The organism is Pleurocapsa sp. PCC 7319, assembly GCF_000332195.1.
In the GTDB taxonomy this organism is placed as follows: Bacteria; Cyanobacteriota; Cyanobacteriia; order Cyanobacteriales; family Xenococcaceae; genus Waterburya.
Genome location: NZ_KB235922.1, coordinates 3,680,527 through 3,694,501, shown reverse-complemented (window position 1 = coordinate 3,694,501; position 13,975 = coordinate 3,680,527). Strand labels below are relative to the sequence as shown.

The following is a 13,975-nucleotide window of genomic DNA, read 5'->3' as shown; positions in this document are numbered from 1 at the left end:
AACTGTTATGGTGTCAAATAGGGTTAACTGTCGTGATCGACAAATCTTTAAAGCAAAATCTTTACGAACAAGTTGCCGATCGCTTTGGAGAGTTAATTAACAAAGGAACTTTACAACCAGGCGATCGCTTACCCTCTGTCCGTAAATTACATCAGCAATTGTCGGTTAGCATTTCTACAATTTCGGAAGCATATCGTCTGTTAGAAGATCGAGGCTTAATTACAGTACGACCTCAATCTGGCTATTACGTCAAAACAAATATTACTGTTCCAGAACCAAATCCTTCTGCTCCTCCTCTCAAAGTCAGCAATATAGATACATCAATTATTGCTCGGGTTTATGCTGATATAGCTCGACCTCAAATTGTTAAACTAGGTGCTGCCATTCCCTCTGCCGAACTTCTGCCGCTCAAAACTCTCAATCGACTTATGAGTCAGGTAATTCGCACCTACCCAGAAATGGCTCACTCTTACCAAGTTCTCAATGGTTGTGAAATTTTGCGCCACGAAATTGCCAGAAAATTAATCGATGCTGGTTGTTCTATTTCTCCAGAACAAATTCTTATTACTAACGGTACGACGGAAGCAATTTATCTAGCTTTACGAGCAGTCACTAAACCAGGGGATACGATAGTAATTGAATCTCCTAGCTACTATGGGTTACTACAAACTCTAGAATTACTCCATCTGAAAGCCGTGGAACTACCCACCGATCCTAGAGAAGGAATTTGCCTAGAAAGTTTGGAAACAGTATTCAAAAACTCCAGTATTAAAGCTTGTGCTTTAGTCTCCAATTTTAGTAATCCTCTCGGCAGTTGTATGAGCGATCGCCGTAAACAAGATTTAGTCGCCTTATTAAACAAGTACGATGTTTCTCTGGTCGAAGATGATATTTATGGAGATTTATCGTTTAATGGTCATCGTCCCAAAGCGATCAAAGCTTTTGATACTCAAGGTAGAGTTTTATATTGTTCTTCAGTTAGCAAAACCCTTTCTCCCGGCTTAAGGGTTGGTTGGTTGGTAGCGGAACGTCACTTGATTCAAGTCCAGAAATTAAAAATGGTAACTAATGTAATGACTTCGGTTGTGCCACAACTTACGGTAGCAACTTTTCTCGCTAACGGCGGCTACGAACGTCATTTGAGGAAGCTACGGCGCACTTATCATTCCCAGATGGAAAAAATGAGACACAGAATCAGTGATTATTTTCCACCCCAAACCCGAATGACACAACCTCAAGGAGGACAGGTATTATGGCTGGAGTTGCCCCAACATTTCGATGTGATGCAATTTTACGAAGCGGCCTTAAAGTATCAGATTAGTATCGCTCCAGGAATTATATTCTCTCCTACCAACAGCTATAGAAATTGCTTAAGACTTAACTTTGGTTTATTGTGGTCAGAACAGTGTGATTACGCTCCGCGTACCGACAAAGTTGATCGCGCTCTAGAAATTTTGGGAGCTTTAGCACAACAGCAGTTAAGTAGTTCTACTTTGTTAAAAATTAAGCGTTAGAAACTACGAACTTTTAGGGCTAAGACAAGTTTAACCAAAACTGACTTAACCTGATTTCAAGATAAGCTAGAACTTTTATTGTAGTTAACTAGAAATATTATTTTTTCGTTGAATTTCCCTGTAGTGCTTGCTATATGAAAAATACCACAAAAGCTAATAGCTAATAGCTGATAGCTAATCTGACCAGTTAATTGTGGGAACCCAAACTGAGGTTACTTATACCGCACTAAATTAACTCGATAACGTTGCTTTTTAGTAATCGAAACTTCGCCAACTTCTAATCTGCCCTTTCCACGAACGGCAATTAAATCGCCAGCCTTAACGTTATGGCTAGACTGAGTAACTTCTTTCCAGTTAACCCTTACATCCTTGGCGGCGATCGCGTTGGCCATTTTACTACGAGACATTCCAAAGCCGGCAGAGGCGATCGCATCCAGACGCATTGAAGCTTCTACGGTAGTCATTTCTTTCTTTTTGGGGGGACGAATTTTTAATTCACTAAACTCTATTTGCTGAGTTTTGACCGCGACCGAACGCACCTGGGTCAAGGAAGTAGTTAAAAACTCAACCATTTCTGGGACCACGATTACTTGCGCACCTCTTTCCCCTAAAACAATAATATCGCCGACTTTTTCTCTGACAATACCAGTCCCTAAAATTGACCCCAAAAAGTCTCTGTGGGTAGCAGGATCAAAGAGAAAATTGCCAGCTATGTCTAGGGCTGCTAGTTCAATTTGTGATTCATCTAAAGGAAGATCAGGGCGAGCTAAACCTACGCGTTGTCTTTCGGCTTGAGGATAGCCACCCCACGGTAAAGCTGCAATTTCAGTCAAATTTTGAAAAATTGTTTGTACCTCTGCTAACACAGGAGGAGATAGAAAATCTGTAGCGACTACTTCCCAATTTTTAATTGCTTGCTCCGCTTTATCAATAACACGGGTAATGTCTTCTTTATTTTCGACTCGCTTTAATAGGTCTTCTCTCGGTAGCATTGAGTTATGTTTCGTTTTGATCTACATAACAGTTTACCGATAATATTCCCTAAATTGTGAGCGATTCTTGCGGTAATTACTAATGGCAATCTCAAAAGAAACTAGGGTAACATCAGCTTCCACATCGATTTACCTGATAAATTGATCTGAGAATGCAATCTAATACTAGACAATTAAACTACAGTTAGAGTCCAAATCCAAAACTCTATTATTGTTCTTGAGAGCGAATAAAATCGGTAAATTCAGCAATTAGTTGAGGATTACGCCAGCCTTTTTGAGTTTCCTCCATAATTATGTTTAGTGCCTCTACGGGAGTATAAGCTTTCTTGTGAGGGCGATCGCTAGTTAAGGCATCATAAATATCAATAACCTGAAATATTTGAGCTAGATAGGGTATTGCAGAACCATGTAAACCATCAGGATAGCCGGTACCATCCCAACGTTCATGATGGTTACGAATAATAGGCAATACCCCACTACGATTACGCAACGGCTGACAAATTTCTTCTCCAATTAAAACGTGCTGTCTGATTAATTCTCTTTCTTCGGTAGTTAACTCACCTTTCTTGAGCATAACCGCATCAGGAATAGCAATAGTGCCAATATCGTGAAGATGTGCCGCAAAGGCTAGATTATCAATGTCTTCTGCTGATAAATTGAGATATTCGCCAAAAGATTTCACCAATGAAACAACGCGGGCACTACTACCTCGATTAACAGAACGACTATCAACTGCCTTGGCGATGGTAAATAATACCTGTTCAGTTTGATCTAATCCCTCATTGAGACGTTTTTGATTGATTAAGGAGCTAACTCTAGTAGATAGTTCTATACGATTAAGAGGTTTTACTAAAACATCGTCTCCACCAGCCTCCATGACCTTGATCCGGTATTCTCGGCTATCACTCAGAGTTGTTAAGACAATCGGGATATCGGCTGTACGTCGATCTCTTTTCAGTTGACGGCAAAAGGCAAAGCTATCTAATTGCCGCATCATTACATCAAGTAAAATTAGGTCGGGGTGCTGCTCCGTAATGCTAGCAAGAATTGAAGATTCGTTATCAGCTTCCAATACTTCGTAACCATCTAATGAAAGCAAATCTACTGCAGTCATTCGGCTTAGAGGGTTTTCGTCAATAATTAGAATTTTAGCTGGGATAAGATTAGGATGATTGATCTCTGAAAAACTCACTTTAGTCGCCAAAGGTAACTCGCCAACTTTTTTCATTATCTTCCTTATTATTGAACATTTATATATAGCGTTAATGTGAATTCAAACTGGTCTCATAGCTCAAGGTTTTAGAAACGGAGTAACAATGTTTGATAATTTCTGGGAAACTGCGAGCTTTTTGAGTCTAATTCACGTCTAGCATATCCATAGTAAAATAATAAATGATTTATTTCACCTTTAAGCCTAGCTCGGATCTCTGGACTAGATAACAAAATTACTACTAAAGTCTTATATTTTAATTGTCATTAGTACTATTATGAATTTTAATTTTTTGTTTGAGATCGGGCATAATACTGAGTCTATGGTGCTCCATTTCTTTCAGGTAAGCTGACGAAAACTATGTCTAGTTGAATTTACGGTTAACGGTACGTTAAATAGTCAACTAAAGCCAACGTTTTCTCCACTGAGAAGTAGTTTCAAGATTACTATTTTGCTGTTCTTGTTGTCTTGTAATCTTGATTTTTTCTGGTTGAGTTTGTAGATTAGGATCTCGATAAGGAATTGCCGCACGGGTTCTTAAATGTTCCTGTTCTTTTAAAGGTAACTGTGGTAAATTCTTATACTCAAAACTGCCAATTGTTCCCGGGGACTTACGCCCTGCACCCATAATTGAACTTAAATTCAATCCTGCTGTTGATAGGGCAGTGCGAACTGCTGCCGAACAAGAATAGGTAGCTAATCTACCACTAGGATGAAGACATTGTGCAACTAAATTGATAAACTCGACTGTCCATAGTTGAGGACATTTGGGGGGAGAAAAGGGATCGAGAAATATAGCGTCAGCTTGCCAATCTGTTTGAATTACTTGCTGAATTGTCTGTCTAGCATCACCTAATAGCAATTTCCCATTGAGATATTCTGCTTGAACTATAGATTCATTAGCTAATTCGGCCAATAATTGAGGCACTGGGGAACTCCATTGGTCTAATAAATGATTTGCTATAGCCTGACTAGGAACTTCCAAATTGATTTCTAAGGCAGTTAACTCTACTCGGCATTGAGGATTAATTGACCAAATTGCCTCCAACGCGGCAGCAGTGTTATAACCTAAGCCATAACAAATGTCCAAAATTCGGATTTTTGGTTGTTTTGTGGCTAATTGCTTGATTAAACACGGTTCAATATACCTTACTTCAGCTTCTTGTTTGGCTCCAAAAGAAGAGTGAAAAGCTTCTTGAAACTCAGCCGAATAAAAAGTATATGAACCATCCTCAGTTAATTGGGGAATAAATTGGCGATCGCTATCCATAAATTGTTACTGGCAACAAAAAGCTTAGAGCTTAGAGTCTATAGCTTACAGATTACAGCTTTATTAAGCAAAGGCAGCGATGGAAACTTTAGCCGCAATTTGTTCGGCGATCGCCATAAGGGCTTTAGCAGAGGCTGACTCTGGTTCGGCAATAACAATAGGAGTACCAGAGTCTCCTCCTTCTCTTAAAGCAATTTCTAAAGGGACACAACCAAGTAAAGGAATATTTAATTCTTGGGCAGTTCTTTCTCCACCACCTGAACCAAAAAGATCGTAGCTCTTTTCAGGCATATCAGGGGGAATAAAATAGCTCATATTTTCGACAATACCCAGTAGATTTACCCCTAACTGCTGAAACATTTTTAACCCACGCCGAGCATCAATTAGAGATACAGTCTGGGGGGTGGTCACAATCACTGCTCCCGCCATTGGTACAGCCTGAGCCATAGTTAACTGAGCATCTCCAGTACCAGGAGGCATATCCACAATCAAGTAATCCAATTCGCCCCATTCTACCTGATAGAGAAACTGACGAATAATTCCGTTGAGCATGGGACCACGCCAGATTACGGGTTGATCGGGGTCAATCAAAAATGCCATGGAAACTAGCTTAACCCCATGATTGAATGCTGGTTCGAGTATTTCGCCACTACTACCTTGTTTGACAGCGATTTTAGCATCAGATAAACCAAACATATTAGGGGCATTAGGACCATAAATATCCGCATCTAACAAGCCAACTTTAGAGCCTCTTGCAGCTAGGGCAACAGCGACATTAACCGCTACAGAGCTTTTTCCTACCCCACCTTTGCCGCTAGAGATGGCAATGATATTTTTAATTCCTGGAACAGAAGTGCGGTCGGGCAGAGACTTCTGCTGAGGAGTTTCGGCGGTTACTTCTACTTCTACCTTTTCTACTCCAGGCAACTTTTTAACCGCAGTTTCACAGTCTTCGACGATAAACTCTCTCAGAGGACAAGCAGGAGTAGTTAGAACTAAGGTAAAGCTTACTTTGCCTCCGTCTACTACTACATTACGAATCATATTTAACTCGACAAGACTTTTTTGCAGTTCAGGGTCTTGTACGGGGCGCAAAGCTTCTAAAACCGTTTTACTATCTACCATTTAATTAATTCTCCTCTCGCAATGAACGCCTTGGGGGCGATCGCAATTTATGATTGTTGTTTTGAACAAACCGAGTATTGTTACTTAGTTTAATTATCAACGCAAAAGGAGTAAGTAAACAACGTGAGTTCGTAATTCGGAGTTCGGAGTTCGGAGTTCGCTCTGCGGGTTCGACAGTTTTGTACCTCAACTAGTTTGAGAAAGGCTATAGAAAGTTAATTATTCAGTATTTCTTGAACTTGAGCAATAAGATCCAAAGCAGCCTGTCTAATTGTTTCTTGATTGGAATCCGCGCTACCGTATTGATGAGGATACATAATCGCTCTGGAGCTACTTACCACTGCCCCCAGACCATCAGAATTAAAACAGGCTTTTATCCCCTCGTTTCCGCCTCCTTGTGCGCCTACACCTGGGACTAGGAACAAACTGTTTGGTAGTTGTTGACGTAATCGATAGGCAGCTTCGGGGTACGTTGCACCCACTACTGCACCGATACCGCTATAGCCAGATTTGCCAATACTCTGATCTGAAGCGGGTTTAATTAAATCAGCAATAATTTCGTATAAATAACGGTTATCTATTTTTTGCTCTTGGACGATTGCCGCCCCAGGGTTAGAAGTTTTAACACAGACAAAAACACCCTTGCCCCATTTATTGGCTTCTTTAAAAAAGGGTTCGAGACAGTCTTCACCTAAATAGGGAACGATAGTAATCGCATCAGCTTCATAGGGACGGGGTCGCTCAGAAGATAGATAGCTTCTAGCGTAAGCCGTGGCGGTAGATGCAATGTCTCCCCGTTTGACATCTAAGATAACTAGTAAACCGCGATCGCGAGCTGCCATAATCGTTTTTTCTAGGGCAACAAATCCTGCTGAACCAAATAATTCATAATAGGCAGACTGGGGTTTTACGGCGGGAACGAGATCGGCGATCGCGTCTAAAACCATCAGATTATATTGGTAAATTGCCTCTGCACAATCAACTATAGAGCTTTCTTGACTAATCCCCTGTTTTTGTTTCCAGCTATCTGGCATTCTCTCCAAAGCAGGATCTAATCCGACAATACAAGAAGTATTTTTAAGTTTAATTTGCTTGATTAGGCGATCAATAAATAATTTTTTCATGGACAACTTTTAATACAAGAGTGTTTCAACTGTTACATTAAGAGGATTTGAGTGCAATAAAATAGTTAGAACACTTGAATAGCATACATGGATTAGAAATGGATGTTGTAGAGGTTAGGTTTAAAATTAACAGCGATCAAAATAAGGATAAACAGCTAGATCTTATTCACTCGTTGTTAGGTGCTTACAGAATGAATGGGCAAATTTTAGGTCGAGAATTTGTAATTTTCAGACAAAGCGAGGAATATGTGACTCATGTTAAATTGCCAGATACCGATTCTTTACAAGACAAACACAATAACAGATATGTTAATCAAAGTATTGAAAAACTACGTAATAATATTGGATTAGAGCAACCCATAATTAATAAATTGGGCAAAGATACCGACGCTGCATCATTATGTAAATGTGATGCAATCAATGGCTATATTTTATATACGTCTTATATATCGCTAGATTCTCCCCTACGGTGCTTTGATTGCTTTGGCACTATTCCTCTTTATCGAATACCCAAAACATACGATGAGGAATACTACGATATTATTTGTTGGCAAAGCGATTATCAATCATGCGATCAGTTGCAGATGAATTGCAAAGTAGGTGAACAATTTGCTATGAACCAAATGTTTAAACTTGATTCTGCGCTGACTAAACAGGGTATTGAGATATGTCGTAAAATTTATGAGATAACGCAAAAGTCTACTTACTATTATCTATATCAAGGTGAAAGCAGAAGCATAAAGTCTGAACAGACAAGAGTTTGTCCTTCCTGTCAGGGAGAATGGCTGTTAGCAAAAAATATTCACGGAATATTCGATTTCAGATGCAAAAAATGTTCATTACTATCTAATATATCCTGGGATGTTCGCTAAACCATGACTAATTAAATGTATTGAACTTATTGTCCAAAGACTAATTCTAAACGTTGCTGCGATCGCTTTAACGCTTCTTCGGGACTTTGCTTACCTAATAAACTGGCTTCAATGGCACGACCTAAGTTTTCTGATAATCTTGTGTATTGGGGAATAATCGGACGCGATCGCGCCCATTTCATTTGCTCTAAAAAGACTTTTACCACTGGGTTTTCAGCCACAAATTTTTGATACTCCTTGCTTTGTTGAGATTTAAGATTAACTGGTAAATACCCCGTCTTTAATGCCCAAGTAGTTTGGAATTCTTCACTAAGGACATATTCTAAGAATCGTAAACTAGCTTGTTCTCTTTTAGGGTTAGTTTTAAACACAAACAGATTTTCGCCACCAATTACCGCAGCTGGTTTTTCGGCAACAGGAATGGGAAAAACATCATAATCGATATCCGTTGCTTTTAATTGAGCCAAGGTCCAAGGTCCTGTAATCTGCATAGCTGCTTTGCCCGCTACAAAATTATCAATTTCGTAACCTCTTTCTGGAGGGGATAAGATCGCTACTCCATCTTTGACTAAATCGGCTCCTAGTTGTAAAGCGGCGATCGCTCCTGGGTTAACCAAATTAGGTCGCTCTCCCTGTAATAAATCTCCACCAGCACTGTAAATAAAAGGTAGCCAGGTAAATACTGTCCATTCACTTTTACCTAGAGACAGAAAAATTCCATGTTGATCCAAGCGATCGTCGTTATTAGTATCCTGAGTTAGTTGTTTGGCAGTAGCACGTAATTCTGACCAATTACGAGGAGTATTATTGATTCCTGCTTGGTCAAATAAGCTGGGGCGATAAAATACCGCAGCATTGTTGGTAGCAAAAGGAACGGATAAAATATGTTTGTTTAACTCCATAGAGTCAAACATTGCGGGATTAATTTCCGATTTAATCCTTGAATTATTTAACCAATTTTCTAAAGGGAGTAATGCCCCAAGCTGATCTAGTTTTCCTGTAATCTGAGCCACAAACCAAAGAATATCTGGTGGTTGACCACTAACTACAGAAGCAAATATCTTCGGCAGTTGAGCATCAGGTTGACCGATGTATAACGCCTCTACTTTAATATCAGGATTTTCTTGGTTAAACTTGGAAACTAATGCTTGAAAAATATCACGATTTTCGGGGGGATTGATACCATGCCAAAAAGTTATCTTAGTTACTTCTTGTTGAGCAATTTGCTTCTTGCCGCTACATCCACTGAGTAATAAGAGACATAATAGACCACAAATTATGAGAATTTTGGCAAAATTTTGATATTTGAATTTATGAATATTTTTCGATAATTTACGCTTAAAAACTACCAACATAAATTTATTTAATTGATCAAATTCAAGTACGGTGCAATGTTTTAGCTACTTAATAGTCTCTCTGATAAATATCTTTGTATACCTGCTAGGTTATAAAATAGGAGCAGCTCTGGAGTGATGAAAAGAAAGGGATTTCGACGTAAACTTTACCATATTTTAGAAAACAAAAACTACAGTAACTGGTTTGGTAAACTAGACCAGATTTTATTATCTGTTTTAATTTTTCTCGACATCAGTTCATTTATTTTAGAGACATCACAACAGTTAAATCAGCAATATTACTGGGTCTTTAAAAGTGTAGCTATATTTTCAACGATAATTTTTACTCTAGAATATGGGTTGCGCTTATGGTTATGTACGGTAGAACATCGTTTTCGTCATCCATGGTGGGGTAGAATCCGCTATGCTCTGACTCCTATGGCACTGATTGACTTTATCTCCACCTTCCCTTTTTATCTGTTGTTAGTGTTTCACAACCTAGCGTTTTTGAAAACTCTGAGATTACTACGGTTGGCTAGAATACTCAAAATTGGCAGACATTCCAAGTCGGTACGTTCCTTAGTTAGAGTAGTGATTAGCAAACAAGAAGAATTACTCATTACTTTCTCGATCATTTCTTTTCTCTTAATTATTGCTTCTAGTTTGATGTTTTTTGCTGAACACGATGCCCAACCAGATGCTTTTTCGAGTATTCCTGCTTCGATGTGGTGGGGAGTAGTAACCTTAACTACTGTTGGCTACGGGGATATTTATCCCGTGACTATAATCGGTAAATTGTTGGGAGCAAGTTTGGCTTTTTTTGGTATTGGAGTCTTTGTACTTCCAGCAGGGATTGTGGCCTCAGGTTTTGCAGAGAAATTGCGAGAAGGAATAGAGCCAGAAGACCAAAAATATCAGAAGCAAGAACTAAAATTAAATGAGGCTGAGTTGAATGGTTTATCTGCCAACAAGCTAGAGCAACAAGCTAAATATCAGCAGATCGAAGTAGATGCTAAATTATTAAAACATTGTCTACAAACAGCTCAGATTGAACTTGGTTCAATTGATCCTAGTAAAGAAGCAATTGATTCTTGGGCAATGTTTCTTTACCTACAAGCAAAACAAGAAGCGATCGATTTATCTCAGTTGCCTAATTAACAATACAACTCACATCGAGCTTAATCCTACTTATAGCCGTACCAAGTTATGTTAGGACAAGTAAAGTTACTGGTTCGTAAGTAGCAAGTAGCAAGTAGCAAGTATTAGTTTCAAAAAGTGTCCTAACCTAAATACGTAATGCTATAAATCAATCGGCGATTGCGAATTTCTAAGTTCGGTTTTACGTCTTGGTATGAGACGATAAAAACAGCTATTATCAATACAAATTAACAAGTATTACTTTTGATAAGTTTGATTTAAGTATTACTTTTAATATGAGAAGTTACAGGAGGTCAAACCAGTGGTGCCAAACTGGTTACTGCAAAATTTAAGTGATGTTCTGAACCGAGAGTTACAAGCTGAGCTGGATTCTAATAAGCCTGAAGTTAATTTATCAGTCCAACAGGTAACTAAAACTAATTCAGAATCTAAATGTCATAGTGAAAAAAATCGTCTTGCAGAGCTTAAGGCGCAGAGAGAATGGTGTGGTGCGATCGCGTCAGTAGAAAAACTACTTTTATCAGAAATTGAGCAAAATCAAACAACTATTTCTTCAGAAAAACAGGGACTTATTTTTTCTGCTCCTGTTCCATTATTAAGCAATTCTGATTTAATTTCCTGTTTCCAAAGTGCAGTATTTACTAGTGACGCATTTAATGTCAATGCACTGATGCCCTGTCGTTACTCAATGGCATCAAGTCAAGCAAGTAAAAAGGTTGCTCCAGTCATTAGATTACCTTTAATTCCTCAAGATCCAATTGCTGAAGAACAATTTTGTCTAGTTTTAACTGCCAACTTTGGCTTAGTCATGGTTTTAGGACAGGATCGCCAAGGTAGTGCTAAATTTCATTTTTCCTTCGATCCGCAAGTTATTGGTGAAGTATGGGCAACTTTGCGATCGCGTCTGGTGATCGCCAACTATCATCATTTAGAACAGCTAGATAACTTAGTAGAGCAATTTGCACCACAAAATCCCGATTATCGCTTAGTCACTAGCTTTAGTCGCTATTTATTGCAAAATTTACCTGATTTAACTTCTATGGCTGTTGCTCCAACTCGTAAGGTAGAAACCGTTGCTGCTAATTCAGAAGCAGATAAAGCGGATTTCCCAAAAGGTTTTACGCCTCAACGAGCTACCAGTCATCTAGAAATGGAGTTATTACAAGCACTTACCCATGAGGTAAGGACACCTTTAACAACTATTCGTACTCTCACCAAGCTCCTACTCAAGCGTCAACAGGATTTTAAACCTAACGTCGTGAAGCGTTTACAAACTATAGACCGCGAGTGTACTGAACAAATAGAGCGCATGGAATTAATTTTTCGAGCTGCTGAATTGGAGTCTACTGCCCCCACTGCTAAGCCAGTAGAGTTAGTTCCTTTTTCTTTGGATCGAGCTTTTCGGCAGAGTATTCCTCGATGGCAAGAAAAGGCACGAAGACGCAATGTGGAGTTGGATTTTACCTTGCCTCAAAAGTTACCCCAGGTAGTTAGCGATCCTGCTATGTTGGATACTGTTTTAACTGGATTAATGGAAAGTTGTACCCGTAGTTTAACTACTGGGGGACACATCAACGTCAAAGTTTCTACGGCAGGAAACCAGCTGAAATTACAAGTTCTTTCTCAAGCTAGTAATTTTGATAATCCTTTGAAATCCTTAGGTCAATTACTCACTTTTCAACCAGCAACAGGATGTCTCAGTCTTAATTTAGACGTAACCAAAAATATTTTCCAGGCTTTAGGAGGCAAACTTATCGTTAGACAAAGACAAGAGCAGGGCAAAGAATTAACTATCTTTCTTCCTTTAGGCAACTCTAGTAAAAACTCTAACCAGGTAAATAATGCCTGTCTAGAAGTTTAGGGCTTACCATCAATTAATTCTGCTGGTACAGCGGGCAATAATATTTTAAAACTTGTTCCTTTCCCCACCTTACTACTGACAGAAATCGATCCTCCGCACCTTTGGATTAGCTGTCGCACCAGAGTTAATCCTAAACCTGCACCAGTTGCCTTCTCATTGGTAGTTGTTTTGGTACGATAAAAACCATCAAAAATTTTGTTGATTTCTTTGGTAGCGATACCTATCCCTGTATCTGTAACTGAAATTTCAATATATCCATCTTTAAATACTGCTTGGACAAAAACTCTTCCCTGAGGAGGAGTAAAACGCAAACTATTATTGAGAAGATTGATAATAATTTGTCTAAACCAAGTTTGGGGGCAAGCAATAGGGGGAAGAGCTTTAGGAATTGTATAGCCTAGCTGAATTTCTTTTTCTTTCGCTAACGGTTGATATGTACTGACTATTCCAGGTACTAAATCTTCCAAATAGATATATTCCGCCTCGGCGGGAATTTCTAACTGCAATAGCTCTAATAAACCACCCACTAGAGAATTTTGCCGATCGCATTCATCGCTGACCATCTTCAAATAACGCTGGCGTTGTTCTCCTTTGATTTGTTTTGATTCTAGAAGACTTAAAGCCGTTTTCATGTGGGTAATAGGCGATCGCAATTCCCTGACAAGATTATTAAAAAAATCGTCTTGTAATCCCAGCATAGTCAAGTTTTTGTCGGAGTTATGACGAGTTTTAGATAAAGAATCAACTCTCTTTTGTAATATTTCACCAGACTCTACTTGTTTGAGAATTAAATCTCCCAAGAAATCAGATTTTGTGGCTAAATTTTGGGGAAATGACAAGTCTTTCTCGATAGGAATGCCAACACCAGATATTATATTTTCTTGCATCTTTGATAAGATGTGAATGATTTTCTGAGGTTCAAAGCTAGAAACCATTTCTAAATATGGTTGCTGTAGTCTTTTTCCCGAAGATTCAATACATATTTTGCCTTTTTGCCATTGAGCTAATATCAAGCTACAAAAATCGGCAGACAAAATAATTAAAAAAGATTCTCGTTGTAAAAGAGGACTTTGGTGGAGTCCAATTGGCAAAATTGGTGTTTTAGTAGAAGTACGATCTAAAACCGATAGAGCCGGATTATCTTTGTTATTACTACATAAGTAAATACGCTCGGCATTGCCCTCTTGCTGTAATTTGTGTACCTGATTTAACCAACTTTTCGTCTGGGGTAATTTAACCCAAATCGTTGCCGGAATCTGTTTTTCAATTACTAGATCGATAATAGAACTTACATAAGATTTGAGCGTCTCTGCGCCAATAGATTTAGAAACAAGAGGATCGTCTGAATCCTGAGTCAACTGGTACAAAGATAGTTCAGAAGTAACAATATTCATATTTATAAGAGCTTCACTATTTTATCTAGCAAAATTACAGATAAAGACAACGAGATAAATTTACTTGTTGACAAACAGTTTTTAGTTAGATTTTTTTTAGTTAGATTTTTGACAAATAATC

General features: G+C 38.7%; 11 protein-coding genes. 4 read left to right on the top strand and 7 right to left on the bottom strand.

The features are described 5' to 3' along the window. Positions 1 to 32: 32 nt before the first annotated feature. Positions 33 to 1,514, top strand: a complete 1,482-nt coding sequence (locus tag PLEUR7319_RS0120785) for a PLP-dependent aminotransferase family protein (RefSeq protein ID WP_019507159.1) — start codon at positions 33 to 35, stop codon at positions 1,512 to 1,514. Positions 1,515 to 1,726: 212 nt separating this feature from the next. Here the strand turns inward: PLEUR7319_RS0120785 and PLEUR7319_RS0120780 are convergent, their stop codons facing one another. From PLEUR7319_RS0120780 to pyrF, 5 genes are all read right to left on the bottom strand, one after another. Then, entirely contained in the window at positions 1,727 to 2,506 is a 780-nt protein-coding gene (locus PLEUR7319_RS0120780) for a photosystem II S4 domain protein (protein WP_019507158.1), read from the bottom strand. Between the two features lie 208 nt (positions 2,507 to 2,714). Then, positions 2,715 to 3,734, bottom strand: coding sequence for an HD-GYP domain-containing protein (locus tag PLEUR7319_RS0120775; RefSeq protein WP_019507157.1), 1,020 nt, complete (start codon positions 3,732 to 3,734; stop codon positions 2,715 to 2,717). Positions 3,735 to 4,119: 385 nt separating this feature from the next. Next, a complete protein-coding gene (locus tag PLEUR7319_RS0120770; protein WP_019507156.1) occupies positions 4,120 to 4,986 on the bottom strand; it encodes a tRNA (5-methylaminomethyl-2-thiouridine)(34)-methyltransferase MnmD in 867 nt (288 codons plus the stop codon). Positions 4,987 to 5,049: 63 nt separating this feature from the next. Continuing rightward, on the bottom strand, positions 5,050 to 6,111 hold the full coding sequence (locus PLEUR7319_RS0120765; protein ID WP_019507155.1) for an Mrp/NBP35 family ATP-binding protein: 1,062 nt from the start codon (positions 6,109 to 6,111) through the stop codon (positions 5,050 to 5,052). 215 nt (positions 6,112 to 6,326) lie between these two features. Beyond that, positions 6,327 to 7,235: an orotidine-5'-phosphate decarboxylase gene (gene pyrF / locus PLEUR7319_RS0120760; protein WP_019507154.1), complete on the bottom strand. Its 909-nt coding sequence runs from the start codon at positions 7,233 to 7,235 to the stop codon at positions 6,327 to 6,329. Positions 7,236 to 7,309: 74 nt separating this feature from the next. Here pyrF and PLEUR7319_RS0120755 point away from each other — a divergent pair, with 74 nt between their 5' ends. Continuing rightward, entirely contained in the window at positions 7,310 to 8,107 is a 798-nt protein-coding gene (locus PLEUR7319_RS0120755) for a Zn-ribbon-containing protein (RefSeq protein ID WP_144054349.1), read from the top strand. Positions 8,108 to 8,133: 26 nt separating this feature from the next. On the opposite strand, the gene PLEUR7319_RS0120750 is transcribed toward PLEUR7319_RS0120755, so the two are convergent. Beyond that, positions 8,134 to 9,462 carry an ABC transporter substrate-binding protein gene (locus PLEUR7319_RS0120750; protein ID WP_019507152.1) on the bottom strand — a complete coding sequence of 443 codons (1,329 nt, stop codon included), beginning with the start codon at positions 9,460 to 9,462 and terminating at the stop codon, positions 8,134 to 8,136. A 117-nt stretch (positions 9,463 to 9,579) separates the two neighbouring features. Between PLEUR7319_RS0120750 and PLEUR7319_RS0120745 the strand changes: the two genes are divergently transcribed. Together PLEUR7319_RS0120745 and PLEUR7319_RS0120740 are read left to right on the top strand one after the other, a co-directional pair. Next, positions 9,580 to 10,599, top strand: a complete 1,020-nt coding sequence (locus PLEUR7319_RS0120745) for an ion transporter (protein ID WP_019507151.1) — start codon at positions 9,580 to 9,582, stop codon at positions 10,597 to 10,599. Positions 10,600 to 10,903: 304 nt separating this feature from the next. Further along, positions 10,904 to 12,460, top strand: coding sequence for a histidine kinase dimerization/phospho-acceptor domain-containing protein (locus PLEUR7319_RS0120740; protein WP_019507150.1), 1,557 nt, complete (start codon positions 10,904 to 10,906; stop codon positions 12,458 to 12,460). On the opposite strand, the gene PLEUR7319_RS0120735 is transcribed toward PLEUR7319_RS0120740, so the two are convergent. Next, positions 12,457 to 13,854 carry an ATP-binding protein gene (locus tag PLEUR7319_RS0120735; protein ID WP_019507149.1) on the bottom strand — a complete coding sequence of 466 codons (1,398 nt, stop codon included), beginning with the start codon at positions 13,852 to 13,854 and terminating at the stop codon, positions 12,457 to 12,459. The two genes, PLEUR7319_RS0120740 and PLEUR7319_RS0120735, sit on opposite strands and share 4 nt — an antisense overlap. Positions 13,855 to 13,975 lie beyond the last annotated feature (121 nt).